Origin of the sequence: Peribacillus sp. FSL P2-0133 (assembly GCF_037975445.1) — a bacterium.
Lineage (GTDB): Bacteria > Bacillota > Bacilli > Bacillales > DSM-1321 > Peribacillus > Peribacillus simplex_E.
Window position 1 is genome coordinate 4,999,726 of the sequence record NZ_CP150254.1, and the last position, 20,352, is coordinate 5,020,077.

Below are 20,352 nucleotides of genomic sequence, written 5' to 3' on the forward strand. Positions count from 1 at the left end.
ATCTTTTAATCATTAAATTTGTAGAAAAGCATGAAAAAAGCAGCCAACAGGCTGCTTTCCCTTCTATCTCCGATTTTAACTTGCCTTTTTCTCATCGATGGATTTAGCGGCACCCCAAATTTCGGATGCCCATTCAGGATGGTCGATGAATGGATTGCGGTTATTTTGCCAGTCATGAATGACATCATTGCGATGGCTCTCGAATTCGTCGACTGGATCGAGTTCATTCCATTTCAAAAGTGTCGATAGCTTTCCATGAAGCGGCTTAGGATACGTATTGACTGTATCGGATAATTCAAGATCCAACTCGCCGTCTCCTTCATATCGGACGGCCATGTAAAATAACATCCTTGCTATATCGCCTTTAACACGATCTGGCGGCTCCCATGAATCTGAATCAAACTTACATTCACATCCACTATATGTTTGACCGCCCTCGTCGAAATCAAGGTGGCCCCGTTTACCATTCACTGTTACATCAGCGGGACGGAGGTGATGAAGGTCTGTCCCGGGACCTTTGCTTGTCCCAAAATCACCGTGGGACTTTGCCCAAACATGTTCACGGTTCCATTGTCCGGTATTGCCCCCATTCGCGTTCTTCGAGATGGATTTTCCAGAGTAAAGCAAGATAACATTCTGTTTGTTCACCGGATCTTCATCCGTTTCTTTAAGGGCATTCCACACTTGATCATAAGATAACATCGTATGCCCCTTAATTATCGAGTGCAGAACAGATTTCAATTCCGTTCCCGTTTTTCCTGCCGCCGTTTCGTAATAAGCTTCAAGCGGCTTATCATTCGATACGGTCAACGTGAAACGGGCAACCGCTTCCGATTGCTGGTCCTCGGCCTTGACTGCGACAAGGTATGTTCCTGCTTCATTTGCAGGAAGGGTTAATGTCTGGCCGGCGACCGTACCGATAGTGGATGAAAAGGTAAGTTCATCTCCATCTGGATCTGAGAAGTGCTCACTCAAATCGATGGTGACCTTGGAACCGGCTTTCACTTCAAGATTTTCCAGGTTTTTCGATACGACTGGCGCATGATTTTCTTTAGGGTCGAAAGGGGAAGCAATCGCTTCCCCTTTCGAATTGACAAACTTGATATTCGATGTGTCGACACCTTCTGTTACCGTCCACTTCTGAACATTTTCAGCGCCCCTGATTTCTTTTACATTGGCGTTATCGATGATAACTTCCTTCACCGCCATGCCTCCAAAATCGATGATTGCGCCTTCCTTATCCGGTTTTATCGTCACTGCAGCATTCTTCAGCCCAAGGCCTTTGAGTACAGCATATGAACCTTTTAACCAGATACCTTCTTCGATGTTGGATGTTTCATCAAGATCGATCAAAACACTAGGTGAAGCAATCGTAAGTCTTTTTGTTTTAACGTTTGTAAAATTATACGTTTTTTCTGGAGCAGGAGTTTCAACTCCGCCTGATCCAGATAAAGAGGTTGAGATTAGTACAGGGTCATGATCGCTAGCCCTTCCATGAGCTTCCATGAAGGATGAGTTAATATGGATAATATCGACTTTTGTCGCCTCAGCCATATTATTCGATACAAGGATATGGTCCAGTACTTGTGAATTGCCTTGATATGTGTAAGAATAACGTTTTTCAAAAGGGACTTTCTCGATCATATTGGTTAGAACATTGCCCTTTAATGTTTTTAGCGGAGCCGAAAATTCAAAATCATTAAAGTCTCCAAGCAAGACGACATTCGCTTTGGCATCCTGTGACTTGATATCACTGACAAACCGATTGACAATGGAGGCAATTTGAAGCCTTTGCGTTTCACTTGAAAGGACAGGAGGCTGGTTTTTGCCGAATAAAGGCTGGTCACCGCCCTTGGAATTAAAATGATTGGCCACCACCACTACGCTTTCGCCTTTAAATTCGAATTGAGCGGCTAAAGGCTTCCTGCTTGAAGTGAAGGCGGGATCGGTAGGCTCAATTCGTCCAGGGTTCAAGGTAAGTTTTCCAGCTTTGAAGCCCACGGACTGTGTTGCCGTTCCTTTCGTTCCTTCAGTCAATTGGACACGGTCGACATTATATAAAAAGCCTACGCGGATATTACCGCCGGGTGCCCCGCCATCAAGTTTATCTTCTGGAGCGATATCGATGTATTGATATTGCGGTCCGCCCAGCTCTTTTATTTTGTCGGTTAACTTCTTGGCACTTTGAGCAGAATCCGTTGTCCCGCTATCCGTTGCCCCATCATTATCTTGCATTTCCGTTACGCCGATGATATCGGGTTGTTTAAGATTGGTAATGATGGATGTTGCAATCGTTTCGACTTTAGAATTAGCTGTTTGAGTGGAAAAATTCTCGATATTATAGGAAGCGATCGATAGCTTATCAGCATCCTTCTCTAAGGATGTCACTTCCCGGGCCGTTCCGCCATCCTTTAACGCAGGCAGCTGGGCTTTATCCGTCACTACCCTATAATTGCTATATCCATAGCTGATGACACCCGTGACCGAGCCATCAAAGAAATCACCCGTTTTCGCTGCAAATGATTCATCATTTATATCCAGGGTAATTCTTTCAGGATTGAAATCCGTTTCCGTTATTTTGACGCCCCCAACTGCAGTCGTCGTTTCCATATTCCCTGGAATCACGACCAATTCACCATAGTCTTGAGGAGCGACCACTTTCGGGTTATATACTTGAACGAGCATTCCTTCCAGACTCTCGTAGAAATCAATGCCGTCTTCGCTCGGATTAAAATCTGTCAATCTATCATCATCGATGTTCTCGGAAGGCGGAATGACATCTTTTCCGATGACGATCGGTTCTGGAATCGCTGCAGTGCCAAGCCTTTCAATCGTCGTATTGGTCAATTCAGTTGTTGGCAGATCCGTCGTTTTCATTTCAGCGTATCCTTCGATATACCACTCAGCGACTTTACCTGCCACTTTGACATGATCTCCCGCTTTCAGACCATGTGCTTTGTTGTACACAAGTATTCCCTCGGAAGTCGTTAAGTCCTTATCCGGGTTGGGATCTTGCATATAAAAGTTATTCGCATCCTTTACATAAGTGACGACACCTTCCACACCTGAGACGAGTTGATTTTCATATGATGAAAAATGATTCATCCCCTGAATGTCACGAATCTTCACTTCATTGGTTTTGGTAACGGTATAGGCAAAAGTGAAAACTTCCGATGTCTTATCGTTGACAGCGATTGCCTTGATGACAGTATCTTTCGTTAAAATGATCGGTTCTGTGTACAAGGCACTTGAAGAAGTCGGTGAGGTTCCATCCAGCGTATAATGGATTTTCGCTTCTTCCCAGCCAGATTCAAGTGATACTTTTGTATTTTCACTAACCGTACCAGGGAAAATATCCGTGTATACTGCTGGTTTGTTCACCAGTTCATAATCTTCAATGCCACGCGGCTTCAACTGATACGTGTCATTGAACTTTGATCCGATCCCGGTTACGGAAATGACATCCCCTACTTTAAAGTTCCTCACGAACTCTTCATAACTCGAACCGGTCCGGTTATCATGGCGAACGATAACAGATTTCCCTTCAGTATCTTCCGCCTTGAATTCGAATGTTCCGTATGTTCCCGATGCAGCCAATTCTGTAATGGTCGCTTTTTCAATGGTGACCAGCTCACCTTGTGTTTCCTCATTGACCCCAGATGCATCAATTTTTTGGATTTCAGGAAGTTCATTCCCGGAAGAAACCACTTCAAGGGAGGTTGGTTGGATTTGCAATTCCTTATTATAAGCGGATACTTTTCCGATTAAAGTAACCTTATCCCCTTGCTTTACATCCTCAGGCCAGGAAGAACCATAAACATATAGCCCCGCCGTTTCATCTTGGATATAAAAGCCTTTTCCTCCCCAATAACCAAGCCCTGTGGTGACCACTCCATCGACCTGCACTACATCTTCGGTATTCGTGCGCGCCTCGGCAATGGAGTCCAGAACCTTCACATCAGGCTGTTCAGGAGTTGTTCCTCCATCAGTGATTATCGTGTAATCCGTTGCGGATTTCAGGCCGGGTACTGAAAAGTACTTTTCCAGCTTCCCTGTAATCGTCACCTGAGCTTTAAGTAATTCCGGATGTTCGACCAAATTCAAAGCCGTTCGGATATTTCCGGCTGGAAGCTGGACAGGCATGATTTTCTTAACATCTTTTTCATCCGGACTATCCGCAATACCTATGTTGGTACTTTCAGTAAAAGGCGATGTTTGCTGATAGCTTGTACCGCTTTTAGCTGTACCGACGATATATCCCTTCACTGTCGCCGTTCCGCTGTTATTATTAATCGCTTCCATTACCGATATTGTCCCTTCCGCTTTTGCAGCGGCTGCATTTGGCAAAACCGTTGACAGCACAATCAGTATGGCAAAGAAAAGCTTGCTTACCCCGTTCTTCTTCAAGATCTCAACCCCTCCAACTTTTTTTCGCAGGCTCAGCAATCATTTGAATACCGCTTAAAGAATGGTTTCGCCATTCACCGTGACACCGCTCATGCTCACGGTCTTACCGTTAAGTCCCGATAAATCCAAATTACCCTCGACCGTAACCTGTGAAAAAGTAAAGTCATCCGGAGGAGTTCCTGTTAATGTAAGATTCCCTTTAACGACTGCATTTTCCAATGAAGCAATATCCGTGATGTCTACAACTACATTACCTTCATGTGTTTTTGGGGCATCAGCCGTTCCGCCAAAGTCTTTAGCCAATACGACAGTCGGATCTGTATTGCTTCCGGCAACATCTTTGATGCGTCCTTCAATGCTTGGATCGACAGTTTTCAGCCCGCCTACATAATCTCGTAAATTCTCCCAATCAGCGAGTCCGATATCCGTCACTCTTCCTTCTTCATAAGCCTTCTTGAAAACGGTGAATCCATCTCCGCCCTTGGCTGTAAAAGCATTGGTCGCCACGACATATTCCTTCGCTGCATCCAATTCGGAATAGGTTCCATCTTGTCCAAGGACTTCAACCTTTGTGACACGATTGCCTGCTTCCTTAGAACTGTCGTAGCTGAATTTCATTCCGGAAACATGCAGGAAACCGCCATTTTCCTTAGGAGCGAGGCTTACACTATGCTCTAATGCTTCATTGATTTCTGCACCCGTAAGCTTCATCGTCGCTAACGTATTCCCAAACGGTAAAACGGTTAGGATTTCCCCTAAAGTGATCTCACCTTGATCGATGCCAGCGCGGATGCCCCCGCCATTTTGGAAGGCTATGACCGTATCCTTATTGAATTCTTTCGCTTTACTTAGCATTCCATCCGTAATTAAATTGCCCAGTTCCGTTTCATTTTTACGAACACTCGGCTTCGTCTCATCTCCTGCATCACGCGGTGTTTCCAAGGCTTTCACAGCTGTTGCACCAGTCTTCGTTTCCTTCAGCTCCTTAATTTTCGAGGAGTATGTTTCGAGCACTTTTGCCGCTTCGGCATCATCCTGTTTTTCAGAAAGCTTAATCAGCTTACCGGCTTGTCCGACAATCTTGCCATCCTTATCGAAATTCACATCGATCGTTCCTAAATAATCGCTATACTGATATCCTTGAACGATGACAGTCGGCTCTTTCGTTTTCCCTTTATCATCTTTGTCAACAACAACGGGGGCGTCTAACTGCGTATGGCTATGTCCGCCCACGATCACGTCGATGCCCTTGACCTTAGCAGCCAATGTTAAATCATTGTCATAAGCCGCATTGTCATCGTAACCAATATGGGATACGGCAACTATCTTATTGACTCCCATGCCTTTGAACGCCTTGACCGCTTTTTCGGCTTCTTCAAGATAGTTTTCGAATTCTATACTTCCAGGACTTGAAATATCTTTCGTCTCTTCAGTTGTAAGCCCGAAGAACCCTACCTTTTGGCCATCCACTTGTTTTACGATCCCATTGTATATCTTCCCTTGCTCTGGCTTACTTGAAATCAAGTCCGAGAAAAGCCCCTTGAACTTATCATCTTTGGAGAAGTCTACATTCGAACTGACAAATGGGAACTTTGCCCCTTTTATGAAGTCAGCCAAAGCTTGATGCCCTTCGGCGCTTGATCCCAAATCAAACTCATGATTCCCGAATGTCATGACGTCATATTTCATTAAATTCATGAAGCGAAGATCCGCTTGCCCCTTGAATTCATTAAAATAAAGAGTTCCCGAGAATACGTCACCAGCATCTACCAAAAGAGCTTGCGGCTTACTCTTACGCACTTCCTTAACAGCCGTCACCCTTTTTGCCACATTGTCCAAGTGGGCATGCGTATCATTCGTATGCATCAAGGAAAGGGTGATCGCCTTCGCTGGATTTTTCAAGGCTTCTTCGGCTGCGGCAACTTTCTTATCCGCCAATGCCATTTTCGCCAGGAATTCCTTTCTGTCCGACTCCTTGATTCCATTTAAATTAATGGCTGCTTTCGCCTTTTTAGCTGCATTTATCTGTTCTTTCGTTTTAAGTTCCCCATTGGCAAGAGCTACATAGGCATTGACCCGTTTTGCCACTTCTTTTTTCTTTTCTGCATATACCGCATCATCATACTTACCTTTCACTTCTTTAACATAGGCATGTATGGCTTTTCCGAGCTTGGATGTTTTGCTGACCTTTTTCAACTGCGAAGAAACCGTTTGCATCCGCTTGTCCGCGGTCTTTAAATCACCTTTCTTCACCCAGTATTCAGCTTTTTCATAGTAGTACGGAACTTTCAGGTCACCGTTCAAAGCTGTTTTGGTCGATTTAGTGAATTTATCGTATAGGAGCTTTTCGATTTTCGCACCGTAAACAGTATCTTTAATATCTTTATCTGCCTTTTTCACGGCTTTATCCAGTGCCTCGTATTGATTCCTGATATCTATTGATTTCTTGGCAAGGATGGCATTCGTAAGGGCGCCAATCGATTTGCCATGTGCAGCTTTTGCTTTCTCAGCCGCTTTATATCCTTTTACATAGCCTTCTGAACGAGTGATGTACTTATCATAAGCTTCGATTTCTTTGTATTTGGCATCTTTTTCTTTTTTGCTTAACATTGATTTTTTAATGGTAGAGTTGATGTCTTTTTTTGCTTGTTTAGCAGATTTGATTTGTTTTTCAACAGTGGACACTGAAGCGAGTTTAGAAGTGTAAAAATAGGTATCGAATGGTTTTTTGATGGCGGCCTTGGCCGTTTTGATTTTACTATTCAGGCTAGTGGCAGCATCAGAAGGTGCCGGCGCTACCGCTACGATCGTTGTCGCAGCCATTATGGTAGCTGATGCAATTTTTACGATTTTCTTTTTCCCCATTATAGTTAATCCCCCCATAAGTTATATACTGACATAACATTCTGCTAACTTATCCATAGAATTTACACAATTTCCCAAAAATTGAATCCCGACAAATTTACTTATCCATACACAAATCCACCCTACTTTTTTCCTCTAAAGATTCGTGTATCTCCTATATTACAACAAAATAATCCAATTTTAAAACAAATTTACAATACAACACGGAATATTAACAGAATATTATCATTACAATCACCCCAAAATACCCATTATTTGATAGATGATATATCAATAAAATGATTTAATGGTAAAATAGTTCTGATTTACCTCGTGACCACTCATGGTCTTTATACCTGATTTGTCGAAAAGCAAAAAAAAGAGAGCGATTTAAATCTCACCCAGACTGTAGAGGTCTCGGCTAGCCAGTTATTCGGCAGGAGTGTCGCTAATTTCTTCAATTCAATGAGTATTCATCTTATATAAAACAGTGAAAAATCATGTGGTATAAACTAGTCTTAAGCGTGGTTCGGGATGAGATCAGCTACGGTTTTTATAAAAAAACATTCCAGTTGATTGGAACGGAAGGTACGAGACTCCTGCGGGAAAAACGCGTCCAAGGGAGACCCCGCAGGCGCAAAGGGCGCCGAGGAGGCTCCCGGACCGCCCGCGGAAAGCGAGTGCCCTACGTTCCAATCAACGTAATTTTGCAAAACCTCAAAAAAACAAAAAAGAGCATCAATTACGATGCCCTTGTCAAAAATTCCACCTTAATGGTTGAGGGAAGTGCCTTGCCGATACTCAAGTATGCTTCGAATAGAGGATCAACATTACTAAACAGGCTTTTAAGTTGGATAATACAGGATCATGCTTAATCGAGTTATTGTTTCTCCTGAATTATGGTAGGCATGCGGTCTGTCAGCCTTGAATCTGATAGAATCACCATTCCTTACTGTATATTCTTCGTTATTTACACGTACAGTCAGTTCCCCTTCAAAAACTGTTATGTACTCTTCCGTTCCTTCCCTATGCGAATCGGAACTTAAGAATCCACCTTTTTCTATCTCGACTGAATATACTTCAAAGCGCTTCTCATCTTCAAAGGGGAAGTGGGGATAAACTCGATATTTGCCGTTATCTTCAGTTAAAGATTGAATTTCACTTTTTAAAATGATTTTTGTATCCGGCTGCGGGCTATTTATTAATGAAGAAAATGAAATCTTCAATCCATTGGCTATTTTCCAAATTGTTGTAATCGTAGGGCTCGATCCTCCCCTTTCTATTTGTCCGATCATCGTTTTACTTACTCCAGTTAATTCTGCAACCTTTTCCAGACTTAATTTCTTACTTTCCCTGATGGCTTTTAAATTGTTAGCAATAATAAAATTTATTTCTTCCATAAAAATGCTCCTTATTTACAATATAACGTCGGCATTGTACAATAAAAAGGAAGTCGTTATAATGTCACTTTTGGTCATTATAGCATACAAAGGAGAGTCAACCATGCATTTACTATCTTTTTTACTATTTGTTTTCGTTACAAGTTTCACTCCAGGTCCAAATAACATCATGGCAATGCTATTTGCTAACAAGTACGGGTTAAAAAATACGATTAAATTTTGTTTCGGGGTAGGTGCCGGTTTTTTTGTAATCATGTTATTGTGTAGTTATTTTAATGTTTTGCTTGAAAATTTCATACCGAAGATTGAATTTATCATGACTATCCTAGGTGCAATCTATATGCTATATCTGGCCATAAAAATCATTTCAAGTTCAAATAAAGCTAAAGACGATAAAGATGACAAGAACAACAGTTTTATAGCGGGCATGCTTTTACAATTCATAAATCCAAAAGGCATTCTTTATGGCATCACGGCAATATCGACCTTCATCCTACCTTATCACTCTTCAAATTTCAGCTTACTATTCTTTTCATTATTTCTGGCTTTTGTCGGTTTTATGAGTACGTTCTGTTGGAGTATGTTCGGTTCGGTTTTTCAATCGTTTTTATCAAAGTATAGAAGTCAGTTTAATGTAGTCATGGCTTTGTTATTGGTGTATAGTGCCATTTCGATTCTTGTACAATGAAAAAGGGCAACGGGCGCGATCCTTCATTAAGAAGGATTGCACCAAGCCTCCCTCCCCCTGCATTAAATGTTTAAGTTTCCTTCGAATATTGTCACGGCATGGCCAGAAAGTTTAACTGTGTCTTCCGTTACTTCAACCTTCAATAGTCCTCCTCTTTCCGATGCCTGATAGGCTATAAAAATACTTTTGTCCAGCTTTCTTTTCCAATATGGTCCCAGGCAACAATGGGCCGAGCCCGTTACATGATCTTCGTCAAGGCCTTGGGCAGGGGAAAAGAAACGTGAAACGAAATCATATTCACTGCTATCCGATCGACTCGTTACAATGATTCCCCGAATCGGCAATTGGGCAATGGAATCTATATCCGGCTTTATATTCCTTACGATTTCCTCTGATTGAACTTCGACTAGATAATCCCATTTGTTTTGTCCAACATACACAGGCACAACACCTAAAGCTTTTATCAGTAATTCAGGGGCAGCGGTCTCCTGCTCGATTAATGACGGGAACTCCAATTGAACCATTCCATCCACGAATCTTGCAGTGAGAAGCCCGCTTTTCGTCTGATAGACAATCGGTCGAGCCCTTGGGGTGTATCCTTTACCCCACAAAAAGAAAGAGCTTGCCAGCGTCCCATGTCCACAAATCGGGATTTCAATGAAAGGTGTGAACCAACGCAGCTGCCATTCAGCTTTATGAAGGTGAATGAACGCAGTGACAGGCATATTAATCTCTTTAGCCATTCGCTGCATCCACTCGCTGTCACTTTCCCCGGTAAGAAGGCAGACAGCAGCAGGGTTTCCTTTAAAAGGTTGATCTGTAAACGTATTAATGATGGTTAATTCCATTAAATGTACCTCCGGTAAGTAATATTCTAGTCTCCTAATTCCACAATGAGGAGACCTTTTCCTTTTTTGAATTACCATTCCCTTGTTTTTAAAGAGTTCTCATTAAAATGAAAAAGACCACCATATGGCGTCCTCGATTAAGTCCCTTTATCGACTCAGATTCCAAACGATTTTTAACGTTGTTATAAAAATCGTGTAATTCTTGTAGTGCATTTCGAAATCACTAAAAATAGACAGCTTTATAAAAAAAGCTGTCCATCACTATATTATTATGTGTGATCCACGTTGCTGTAAAAAAACACCCTACAGTTTCCGTACAATAAATGTATCCCCAAGCAGTTCCCAATTCTGGGGAAAAGGATAACCAAGTACCCAATAACTGAGACCCCTTGACCTGTAATTCTTCACCAGGTCGAATTTGGCTTTAGCACTGCGTGCATCCTCAAACCAGACTTCATGTGTGCGCCCCTGATTATCTTTGTACCTATAATAAGGTGATTGAGCTGTCTCGTCATATTTTATTTCTGCATTATATTGGACGGCGCGTCTGATGGCTTCCTGCATGTCGAAAGTCTCTGCTTCCTGCCCCTCTTCATGAGGAACAAGCCAGTCCCGTGCATAAATTTGAAATCCTATGAAGATTTTATTTGTTGGTATAGCCGTTACGGCATAGTCAAGGACACGCTTTATTTCATTAATGGGAGAGATTGCCTGCGGCGGCCCCTTTCGGTAACCCCATTCATATGTCATCAGCACTACGAAGTCGAGCAGCCGTCCATGAACTGGATAATCATGTGCCTCAACTAATGCTCCCTTTTGATTGGCGCTAGTTTTTGGGGCAAGGGAGGATGACACAAAGTAGCCCTCAGGATGCAATCGATCCACCGCTCTTTGGAGAAAGCGATTATAGAAATCACGGTCCTCTGGTGCTACACTTTCAAAATCGATATTCAATCCACGGTACCCTTTATTTTTCATCGTATTTATGACGTTGGTTAATAATTTTTCCACTAAACTTAAATCGGAAAGTATCGTATGTGCAAGCTGAGTTCCCGCTTCCGTGGCGGAAAAATTCGTTATGCACATCATGGGTATGACGCCAGTTGACTGTGCCGCCCGTATCGTCGGGGTGTCATCTATGACTTCTAAGCTGCCATCTTTCCTCATTCTATAACCAAATGGACTTACGTAGGTCAAATCGTAGGCTACTTCACGTACCTGCTCCGCACCTACTTGCCCGTAAACATTTGTAAAACCATTTACATCAATGATGGGTTTTGGTTTCTGGGGAATCCTTATTATCCGTCCGATATGAATATTGGACGGATCTGTAATCCGATTCATCTGCATAATGGCTTGAACTGTCGTTCCATAACGTCTTGCTATATCATAAAGGGTATCTCGTTCCCTTACGGTATGATAAATAACCGGGATGGTTAGTCTCTGCCCTGGATAGATAGCAGAAGGATTTGTGATGCGATTCGATTGCATGATTTCCTGTACCGTAGTTCCAAACTGATTTGCGATTTTATTTAGAGTATCCCCTTCCTGAACCCTGTACTGAAGATAAGGATCAGGAATCAAAAGTGCTAGGCCAATCACCAGCTTATCTGGATTTTCAAGGCCATTGATCCGAACAATTCTGTTGGTACTGACACCATATTGCTGGGAAATTCCCCACAAAGAATCCCCCCTATTCACCACATGGATTTTCACATGCACTGCCCCACTTTCCTTCAAAATATTCCTTTCATTTTATTCCCTAGATAGCCCTAATATGTTTTTTTGCGTTCAACATTCCAGTATTCTTAGTTTTTTCGCTCTTATTGCGTATAACTTTTGTTCCCCATTGTGGAGGAAGGAAATTCAGGATTTGGAATAATAAATACTAATGGTTCTCGTTTAGGTTTTCTTTATGCACCTAATGTAACTTCACCCCCAACAAAAAATAGACAAAATACATTCTGTTGTGTGTTTAGTGGATGGGATTATGCCATAGGGGAGGATAAAGTAGAATTAAAATTAGGAGAAACGTATTTATTAGGTGCATACAGAGAATCCAAAGGAAACTCTCTTCAATTCATTGAGGGTTTCATAAAAAACAGTAAAAGATAATCTAGTCTTGTTTTTAAGTTCTCTTTATCTCATTAAAATGAAAAAGACCACCATATGGCAGTCTTTCGTATTTCAGTGTTTTACCATTCACCCAAAGTTCCATACTGTGTCCTCGATTGAGACCCAACATTCCTTGTCCATATTTATTTCTTTATGAACTCTGATTCCAAACGATTGTTTACGTTTTTATAAAAGTCCGGTAATTCTTGTAGTGCATTCCGAAAAGTTAATAGGATCTTATCGATTCCGATCGCTTGAAGTTCCTGGATTTTGATCGCAACCGATTCGTAACTGCCGATTAGCCCCGTCCTGAATCCCTCATTATTGGCTACAAAATCACTAATTGAAGTCGCATTTTTCCACATTCCTTTTGTATCTTTACGGTTTTTAAACTGTGCTATTGCCGTATCGTCTGCGCGTTCGATAATATACTGATATTCGCTTTTTGCCTCCTCTTCCGTTTTTCTGGCAATGACAAAAGCATTAACGGCAAATTTCACTTCACGACCATGCTTTCGTGCTATAGCCTTCACATATTCCATTTGTTCTTGCAACTCTATTATGGAAGCCCCATTCATAAAGTAATAGTCGGATAATTCCCCCGCCATCTCTTGGGAATCCTGTGAATTCCCGCCTTGATAGATTGGTGGATATGGTTTTTGAATAGGTTTCGGTGCCAATATAGCATTATTGATTTGATAATAGTCTCCTTGATAAGAAAAATGATCGGTCGTCCACAATCCCTTTAAAACCTCCAGGTATTCCCTTGAACGTTTATATCGCTCTTCGTGCTTAATCCATTCTATCCCAAACATTTCTTGTTCTTCTTTAAACCAGCCGCTGACCAAATTAATGTGAAATCTCCCTTTTGAGATAATATCGATGCTCGAACCTACTTTAGCGAGGGTTGCAGGATGAATGAAACCCGGTAAAACCGCAGCAATGAAATGAACGTTTTCGGTATCCCCTGCCAAAGCAGTAATAACCGATAAAGGATCCAGTTGCCCTCTATCCGCCGAGCTACCTCCAATACTGCCAACATAGCGAATTGCATAAAGGATGGAGTCTACTTGTAGCTGGTCTGCCATTTTTGCGAGTTTACGATTGTATTCCATACTTCCATCCGTATTTTGTTCTACGTTTGCCCGTAAGAAACCGCCGGATAAATTAGCTCCCCAGATTGAAAATTTCATATCCTTCCCTCCTTAGTTTTCGGGATCTTCCTGCTCATAAAACCTTTTCTCCAAATAATGGCCGCACCGTTCTCCCAAATCTTTCTGCCTCTTCCAAGTGTGGAAAACCTGATAGGATAAAATGCTTTACGCCAATATCGATATATTCTTGCAGTCCTTCCCTCACTTGTTCAGGGGTGCCTACGATGGCTGTGCCTGCTCCTTTTCTGATTTTCCCGATTCCCGACCAACCATATCTTCCAAAACGTTCCTTGTTCTTCGTTAATTCATTCATCCGCTTTTGAGCCACCGAATCCGTCGTTTCATAATAATGATTCATATTTTCCAAAGATCCCCTGCCTGCTCTGCTTATTATTTTCCTCGCTGCTTCCCATGCCTCATTCTCCTCGTCCCGAACAATCACATGAATCCTGACACCATATTCCAATTGCCTACCATACTTCCTGGCTCTCTGTTTGACATCATTGATTTGTTGTTCAATTTGCTCCGCTGGTTCTCCCCATTGCAAATAAACATCGGCAGATTTCGCGGCAATTTCCTTTGCTGCATCGGATGAACCACCGAAATAAATTGGAATATTCGGACTTTGGTGGATGCTTGGATTCAATACTCCATCGCTGACCGTGAAATAGTCTCCTATATGATTCACCTTTTCTTCCGTCCATGATTTTTGTACCACATCAAGGAATTCACCTGTTCTGGCATATCGCTCATTATGTTCAACGAAGTCACCATCCTGCCCCAATTCTTTTGCCGAACCTCCAGTAACTACATTGACAAGCATTCGCCCTTCCGAGAATTGGTCAAGGGTCGCGGCCATTTTTGCGGCAACCGTAGGAGCAATGAATCCTGGGCGAAAGGCGATCAATGGCTTGATCGTTCTTGTATGATGAATGATGGCCGAGCCCACTATCCATGAATCTAGGTAAGGAATGCCTGTTGGAATCAAAACTCCTTCAAAACCAGCCTCTTCTGCCGCTTTAGCAACATTTACTATATAATCCAAAGTGGGTTTCCTCTGTGGCTCGTTTAGTCCTAAGTATTCTCCATCGCCATTTGTAGGCACATACCAGTAAAAATGCACAGACATTATAAAACCTCCTTATTTTAAAATCTCATAAGCATAATCTACGAGATTCTGCTTTTTTTTATAATTGGTGTACTGTGCAGCATAAGTTCTGACAGGGTCACCGGAATAAAATCGTTCATATAATTCATGCCGTGATGCAAGCGGACTCCCTAATAAATCCCACGACAATTTAATTAATCGGGTCCTATCCTCGGCAGATGTCTCTGTACCCTGGTAATACTCTTTTAACAAAGGACCTATGGGACCTTCCAATTCTTTCAAGCTGGATGGGACCTGTAACAGTCCTCCTGCACCAATTTGCTGGATGATTTCCAATGCCCTTGGGTAGAATCTCGTTCCCAGATTTCTGGCCGTCGTTAAAAAATCTTGATCAGGAAGCATTATGCCATTATGCATTTTCGCTTTATTTTCCGCAGCGAGTAGTAATGCCTTAATGGTTTCAAGCTGGATGATCAATTCTGCAAGCTTCTCTTTCACATGTAAAAATTGTGTAGCACCAGCCGTTTCCGCTAATTCATTTCCGATTGCTGCGACACTTTCCAGTTTGCTGACAAGCCTCACTACAGTTTGATGCTGGCTAAGCAGTGATGAAGGGGCATCACAACGAAGCTTCCATGCAAATTCAGGATCCTCTTGAACAAGCACCCGCTCCCAAGGGATGAATACATCATCAAAAATCAAGACGGCATCCATTTCGTCAAAACGTGCACTTAGCGGATGATCCTCCTCTCGTTCATCAGCAAACGACTCCCTGCAAACGATATGCAAACCTTTGGCATTGACAGGAACAAAGAAAACATTTGCGAATTCACGTTCATTTTCCCCTCTCTTGTGATAGGAAAAGATTAAAATTTCATCAACATATGGAGCAGCTGTCGCAATCATTTTCGCACCGCGAACATAGATTCCTTCACGATTTTTACGGCTGATATGTAAAATCCCCGGTTTCTTTTCCACTAATGTTTTTGAGCGATCCTTTTGTGGATCATGCCCTGCAACTGTTGACAATAAATCAAGATTACGGGATTGATAGTAATAGCTTTCTATTTTTTCTGAAAAACCTGGATGTGCATCTTCATACTCTGAACGGTTTGCGAACCAACCAGTAATTATGGAACGGGAATATTCAGATAGACGGCTCATGACTCCAAAAGTCTGATCGGCCCAATGCTGATACGCCAAACGTTTTTTTTCCAGATCCTCATGTGTCCTTGGAACGAAGAATGACAGGTTCGCATCAAGTCCTTCCTCCGTCTTGTATGTCAGCAAGGATTTACTGCCTGTTTTTGTTTGTAAATCCAGCAATGACTGAATCGTATGGACCGTTCCTTTAAATGCAGGATGTTCCCCTACGTTCTTGATGATATCTCCATCTAACCAGATATTTCTCCCATCATTAAGTCGTTGAAGATACCGATTGTTTTCGATCATCACGATTCCCCTTTCCATTTACCTCCTCCAAAAAATGGTGGAGTCTTCGTTTTAATGGCTCTTTATCATAGGTTTCATACTGCATAGCGAAGGTTCGAATGGGATCCCCGGTATACAGCCTTTCATACAGATCATGCCTCGATCCCAGTGTGCTTCCTATCAGTTCCCATCCTACTTGAAATAAAGACGTTTTAGTGACTGCATCGACATTCGCTCCTCTAAAATACTTTTCTAATAATGGAATGAGTTCGTTGCTGTCCTCGATCGTTGTAGAAGGGAGCTGAATAAAACCGCCTGCCCCGATTTGTTTTAAAATCTCGATCGCTCTTGGATAATGGCGGGTTCCAAGATTTCGTGCCGTTTGCAAGGGTACGAGAGCAGGTAGATAAACACCCTTTTCGTTTAGTGATCCTTGAATCTCCGAGGCAATAAGCAACGCCTCTATACTATCGATTTGGGTATATAGTTCACCAAGCTTCTCCTTCACTTGCAAGAATTGATCGACACCGATAGATTGAGCGATGGCCGTAGCCACCCCTGCAACGAATTGAAGTTTCGTCAGCAATCGGACAACCGTTTGATGATGGGCGAGACAGTTTAATTGCTGGTGCCGCTGCGCTTCAAACACCCCTTCTACGGATCCCCTTATAAGTACACGTTCCCAAGGAATCAACACATCATCAAATAATAAAACAGCGTCCATTTCATCAAATTGTGCACTTAATGGATGTTTCTTTTGATCTTTTGAGGCGAATGATTCACGACAGACAATTTGCAGGCCAGGAAGATTCAATGGGATGATACACATATTTGCTTGCTCTGTTTTATCAGGAGTCAGTTTCTGATGCGGCATGATGATGACATCGTGTGCATACGGGGAAGCGGTAGCAATCATTTTCGCACCTCTAACAACGATTCCTTCCTCCGTTTCCTTTATGACTTTCAATAAAGCATCTTCCTGTTCATCACCTGGCTTTGACCTATCGATCTGAGGATCAAGTATGGCCTGAATCACAATACGTCGTTCATCCCTGGCCTGTTCATAGTATTCCGTGATTTTCTTGGAAAATCCTGAATCATATTGGTTAAAGAAGTCCCTATCAATGTAGTAGCCTGTAACCATCGAATTCGCATAATCAGATAATCGGCTCATCACTCCATAAGTTTTCCGCGACCATAATTCAAAAGCCTTTCTTCTTGCAATCAGCTCATCCATATCTTTGGGGATAAGAAAAGATTTGTGAACAAATTCCTTTGTTTTTGGACTTTCATACCCGACAATCTTTTGTTCCTCAGGTGAATCCAGCATATCTAACAAATGTGTTAATGTGTCTAAGGTGCCTGTGAAAGCATGATGGGCATATAGATCGTCTATTTTCTTTCCATCAAGCCAAACAGTTCTTCCATCTTTCAAACTTTCGGCAAGCCGGCTTCTTTTATTGACCTTCATTAAGCAATAACCCCTCCTTGGATAATACAAAAGCCCTTGAAGGAGTATGGAACTGACTCCTAACAAGGGCTCTCGGTTGTCCGATAAGCTATTTTTTTATGTTTATTATCATAATCCGATAAAATTAATTGGTCAAGTATGATTTTACTAATTACCCAAAAATAACCAGAAAAAAATAATACTTGATAAATAATCAACAATCTTGTTATAGTTTAATTATTCCAATTGGAAAACTATACTATGAAAGCCTACCGGATAACCGGCGGCATGAACAAACCTTGTTCATGCTTTTTTTATTCCCAAAAAAAGAATGGACCCATAAAAAAGAAAAGAGGAATTCCAGATGAGAAATTCATTTTTGTTTATCATCATGTCCCTATTATTCGTCATGTTGCTTTCAGCTTGCAACGGCAGCGGCAGTGAAAAAGCCGCGAGTGAAGATAAGAAAGAAATTATTTTCGGCTTCACTCCAGGCCCTTATAGTGACCAAGTGAAAAAAGGAATAGAACCCTACCTGAAAAATAAAGGATATACCGTTAAGTATGTGGAAATCAGTGACCCGAACCAACCAAATTTTGCCTTAGCGGAAGGCTCAATCGATGTTAATGTATTTCAGCATACTGCATTTTTCAAGAATTTCATCAATGAAAACAAACTGGAACTTACCGAAACCATTAAAGTACCTACAGCACCTATGGGGTTATATTCAGACATACATGGAAGCAAGGATGAATTGAGGGAGGGGCAAAAAGTGGCAATCCCTAATGATCCCGCTAACGTGGCACGAGCATTAAGAATGCTTGAACAAATTGGCTGGCTTCAATTAAAAAAGGGATACGATCCCCTGACTGTATCAAAAAAAGATATCGTGGATCAAAAGGTGAAATTTTCATTTGTTGAGGTGGAACAGGCTCAAGTTCCTCGAATCTTGCCTGATGTAGATTATGCGGTAGCCAATGGATATACAATCTTGGTATCCGACCGAAAATTATCTTCTGCCATCTATTTAGAAGATCCCCCATTTGAATACCAAAATTTTGTGGCGGTAAGAACCGAAGATAAAGACAAGCAATTCGTGAAGGAAATCATTGACGCGTACCAATCCCCTGACTTTCAAAAAGCGATTGAAAGCAATAAAGAGTTTGAAGGCTTTCACCGACCTGATTATTTTAAATGAAAGATATATAACGTATGCAGATCGGAGGTTCAGAATGATAAAGTTTAATAATGTTTGTAAAACCTTTTCTGTCAAAAACAAATTATTCACTGCGGTTTCCCATGTAAATCTTGATATTAAGGAAAATGAAATATATGGGATCATCGGTTTTAGCGGGGCAGGTAAATCTACTTTACTGCGCATGGGCAACCTGCTAGAAAAGCCTACGGAAGGTACGATTGCGATAAATGATTCAATCCTTAGTGATTTATCTGGCAAACAGCTTCGGGAAGCACGTAATAAAATCGGGATGGTTTTCCAGCATTTCAACCTCTTGGCAAATCGAACGGTGCAAGGAAATGTCAGCCTCGCATTGGAACTTGCCAATGTACCAAAACATGAGCGCGCCAAAATCATTGCCGAGTCCCTGCAAATCGTTGATTTATCTGATAAGGCAAATCATTATCCAGCTCAGCTCTCTGGCGGACAAAAGCAAAGAGTCGCGATTGCCCGTGCCATAAGCACAAGACCAAATGTATTGCTTTGTGATGAGCCCACCTCTTCACTTGATCCACAAACCACTCAATCCATCCTGGCCTATCTAAAAAAAATAAACGAAACCTATGGTGTGACCATCCTGATCGTAACTCATGAAATGGATGTAATTCGAAGGTTAGCAAATAGGGTGGCGGTCATGGAAAATGGGAAAATCATGGAGGAATTGAACTTAGCGGATAATAGAACCATACCCACAACAAAAATCGGTAAAATTCTATTAAAACATGAATCTGAAGAGGTGAAGGTAAGTGTTTGATAATATCATTTCCTTACTCCCTGAAATTTACTTAGGTGTAGGCCAAACATTTTTAATGGTGGGAATAGCGATATTGGCAGCCATCTTATTGGGCCTTCCGCTTGGTTTCCTTACATTTTTGACTTCAAAGGAACAATTACTCGAACAGACTATCTTAAATAACGTTTTAAATGCAATGATCAACACGGTCCGTTCATTCCCATTCATCATTTTACTGATTGCTCTTATTCCATTTACACGAACGTTATTGGGAACATCTGTAGGTCCGCTAGCCGCCTCCATTCCACTATCGATAGCGGCCATTCCGTTTTTAGCTCGGCTTGTTGAACAATCTTTACGTGAGGTGCCTAAAGGAACAATTGAGGCTGCTGTTGCGATGGGCGGATCTCCCTTCCAGATCATTAGCAAAGTTTTATTATTAGAGGCGCGTTCCGGTCTCCTGTTAGGCCTCACTGTTACTGCCGTTTCTTTCATATCCTATTCAGCTATTGCCGGGGTCGTAGGAGGCGGGGGAATTGGCGACTTGGCCATTCGTTATGGATACTACCGTTTTCAAACTGACATCATGATAACAACCGTATTCCTTCTTATCATCATTGTTCAATCCGTCCAATTCACCGGAAATTATCTATCTGCTAAACTTGATAAAAGGTGAACGCAATCATAGCCTTTCTTGGTTCGAATCCAATGAACGGCTATGACTTTTTCTTTAAATTAAAAATGCTTACCTAAAAAGTATAGCCAGTAACAAACAATCCTTCGTTACCTCTATTAATCTGTTAGAAAACCCTCACATCAAAATAAATCAACACCTCAAGATATACACCCGCTTTTTCGGCCCCATTCCTGACTCCTAATCGACAAAAACAATGGGGTGTATCTCCCCATTAAAACACATACCAAACGCGCCTAAGAG

The 20,352-nt window shown here is 41.8% G+C and carries 13 protein-coding genes; 4 read left to right on the top strand and 9 right to left on the bottom strand.

Annotated elements, in window-relative coordinates; all coding sequences use genetic code 11:
* Positions 1-75: 75 nt before the first annotated feature.
* The 3 genes from MKY17_RS24095 to MKY17_RS24105 form a co-directional block, all read right to left on the bottom strand.
* Positions 76-4,407 carry an endonuclease gene (locus MKY17_RS24095; RefSeq protein ID WP_179891164.1) on the bottom strand — a complete coding sequence of 1,444 codons (4,332 nt, stop codon included), beginning with the start codon at positions 4,405-4,407 and terminating at the stop codon, positions 76-78.
* 54 nt (positions 4,408-4,461) lie between these two features.
* Positions 4,462-7,272, bottom strand: a complete 2,811-nt coding sequence (locus MKY17_RS24100) for a 5'-nucleotidase C-terminal domain-containing protein (RefSeq protein WP_286177197.1) — start codon at positions 7,270-7,272, stop codon at positions 4,462-4,464.
* An 824-nt stretch (positions 7,273-8,096) separates the two neighbouring features.
* Positions 8,097-8,651: an XRE family transcriptional regulator gene (locus tag MKY17_RS24105; protein ID WP_098373065.1), complete on the bottom strand. Its 555-nt coding sequence runs from the start codon at positions 8,649-8,651 to the stop codon at positions 8,097-8,099.
* 103 nt (positions 8,652-8,754) lie between these two features.
* Between MKY17_RS24105 and MKY17_RS24110 the strand changes: the two genes are divergently transcribed.
* A complete protein-coding gene (locus MKY17_RS24110) occupies positions 8,755-9,339 on the top strand; it encodes a LysE family transporter (RefSeq protein ID WP_098373078.1) in 585 nt (194 codons plus the stop codon).
* Between the two features lie 62 nt (positions 9,340-9,401).
* On the opposite strand, the gene MKY17_RS24115 is transcribed toward MKY17_RS24110, so the two are convergent.
* From MKY17_RS24115 to MKY17_RS24140, 6 genes are all read right to left on the bottom strand, one after another.
* Positions 9,402-10,187 (bottom strand): PhzF family phenazine biosynthesis protein, encoded by a 786-nt coding sequence (locus tag MKY17_RS24115; RefSeq protein WP_098373064.1) that lies wholly within the window; start codon positions 10,185-10,187, stop codon positions 9,402-9,404.
* A gap of 303 nt (positions 10,188-10,490) precedes the next feature.
* Positions 10,491-11,903 carry a LysM peptidoglycan-binding domain-containing protein gene (locus tag MKY17_RS24120; RefSeq protein WP_339200951.1) on the bottom strand — a complete coding sequence of 471 codons (1,413 nt, stop codon included), beginning with the start codon at positions 11,901-11,903 and terminating at the stop codon, positions 10,491-10,493.
* A 542-nt stretch (positions 11,904-12,445) separates the two neighbouring features.
* Complete coding sequence (locus tag MKY17_RS24125) at positions 12,446-13,495, bottom strand: LLM class flavin-dependent oxidoreductase (protein WP_098373063.1); 1,050 nt, start codon at positions 13,493-13,495, stop codon at positions 12,446-12,448.
* A gap of 34 nt (positions 13,496-13,529) precedes the next feature.
* The gene (locus MKY17_RS24130; RefSeq protein ID WP_098373062.1) at positions 13,530-14,585 is read right to left on the bottom strand and encodes an LLM class flavin-dependent oxidoreductase; all 1,056 of its coding nucleotides are present in this window, start codon (positions 14,583-14,585) and stop codon (positions 13,530-13,532) included.
* A gap of 12 nt (positions 14,586-14,597) precedes the next feature.
* On the bottom strand, positions 14,598-16,034 hold the full coding sequence (locus MKY17_RS24135; RefSeq protein ID WP_286177196.1) for a 4-hydroxyphenylacetate 3-hydroxylase N-terminal domain-containing protein: 1,437 nt from the start codon (positions 16,032-16,034) through the stop codon (positions 14,598-14,600).
* Positions 15,982-17,466, bottom strand: a complete 1,485-nt coding sequence (locus MKY17_RS24140) for a 4-hydroxyphenylacetate 3-hydroxylase N-terminal domain-containing protein (RefSeq protein WP_098373061.1) — start codon at positions 17,464-17,466, stop codon at positions 15,982-15,984. The genes MKY17_RS24135 and MKY17_RS24140 overlap by 53 nt, the downstream gene beginning before the upstream one ends.
* A gap of 343 nt (positions 17,467-17,809) precedes the next feature.
* On the opposite strand from MKY17_RS24140, the gene MKY17_RS24145 reads away from it, so the two are divergent.
* The 3 genes from MKY17_RS24145 to MKY17_RS24155 are packed head-to-tail and all read left to right on the top strand — an operon-like array spanning position 17,810 to position 20,091.
* Positions 17,810-18,643 carry a MetQ/NlpA family ABC transporter substrate-binding protein gene (locus tag MKY17_RS24145; protein WP_218925127.1) on the top strand — a complete coding sequence of 278 codons (834 nt, stop codon included), beginning with the start codon at positions 17,810-17,812 and terminating at the stop codon, positions 18,641-18,643.
* A gap of 34 nt (positions 18,644-18,677) precedes the next feature.
* Positions 18,678-19,436: an ATP-binding cassette domain-containing protein gene (locus MKY17_RS24150; protein WP_098373060.1), complete on the top strand. Its 759-nt coding sequence runs from the start codon at positions 18,678-18,680 to the stop codon at positions 19,434-19,436.
* On the top strand, positions 19,429-20,091 hold the full coding sequence (locus MKY17_RS24155) for a methionine ABC transporter permease (RefSeq protein ID WP_098373059.1): 663 nt from the start codon (positions 19,429-19,431) through the stop codon (positions 20,089-20,091). The genes MKY17_RS24150 and MKY17_RS24155 overlap by 8 nt, the downstream gene beginning before the upstream one ends.
* Positions 20,092-20,352: the final 261 nt, after the last annotated feature.

Bases quoted from the DNA above. Each gene is read 5' to 3' on its own strand.
- MKY17_RS24100 (WP_286177197.1), bottom strand. From the start codon at position 7,272: ATGGGGAAAAAGAAAATCGTAAAAATTGCATCAGCTACCATAATGGCT.
- MKY17_RS24105 (WP_098373065.1), bottom strand. From the start codon at position 8,651: ATGGAAGAAATAAATTTTATTATTGCTAACAATTTAAAAGCCATCAGG.
- MKY17_RS24110 (WP_098373078.1), top strand. From the start codon at position 8,755: ATGCATTTACTATCTTTTTTACTATTTGTTTTCGTTACAAGTTTCACT.
- MKY17_RS24115 (WP_098373064.1), bottom strand. From the start codon at position 10,187: ATGGAATTAACCATCATTAATACGTTTACAGATCAACCTTTTAAAGGA.
- MKY17_RS24125 (WP_098373063.1), bottom strand. From the start codon at position 13,495: ATGAAATTTTCAATCTGGGGAGCTAATTTATCCGGCGGTTTCTTACGG.
- MKY17_RS24130 (WP_098373062.1), bottom strand. From the start codon at position 14,585: ATGTCTGTGCATTTTTACTGGTATGTGCCTACAAATGGCGATGGAGAA.
- MKY17_RS24135 (WP_286177196.1), bottom strand. From the start codon at position 16,034: ATGGAAAGGGGAATCGTGATGATCGAAAACAATCGGTATCTTCAACGA.
- MKY17_RS24140 (WP_098373061.1), bottom strand. From the start codon at position 17,466: ATGAAGGTCAATAAAAGAAGCCGGCTTGCCGAAAGTTTGAAAGATGGA.
- MKY17_RS24145 (WP_218925127.1), top strand. From the start codon at position 17,810: ATGAGAAATTCATTTTTGTTTATCATCATGTCCCTATTATTCGTCATG.
- MKY17_RS24150 (WP_098373060.1), top strand. From the start codon at position 18,678: ATGATAAAGTTTAATAATGTTTGTAAAACCTTTTCTGTCAAAAACAAA.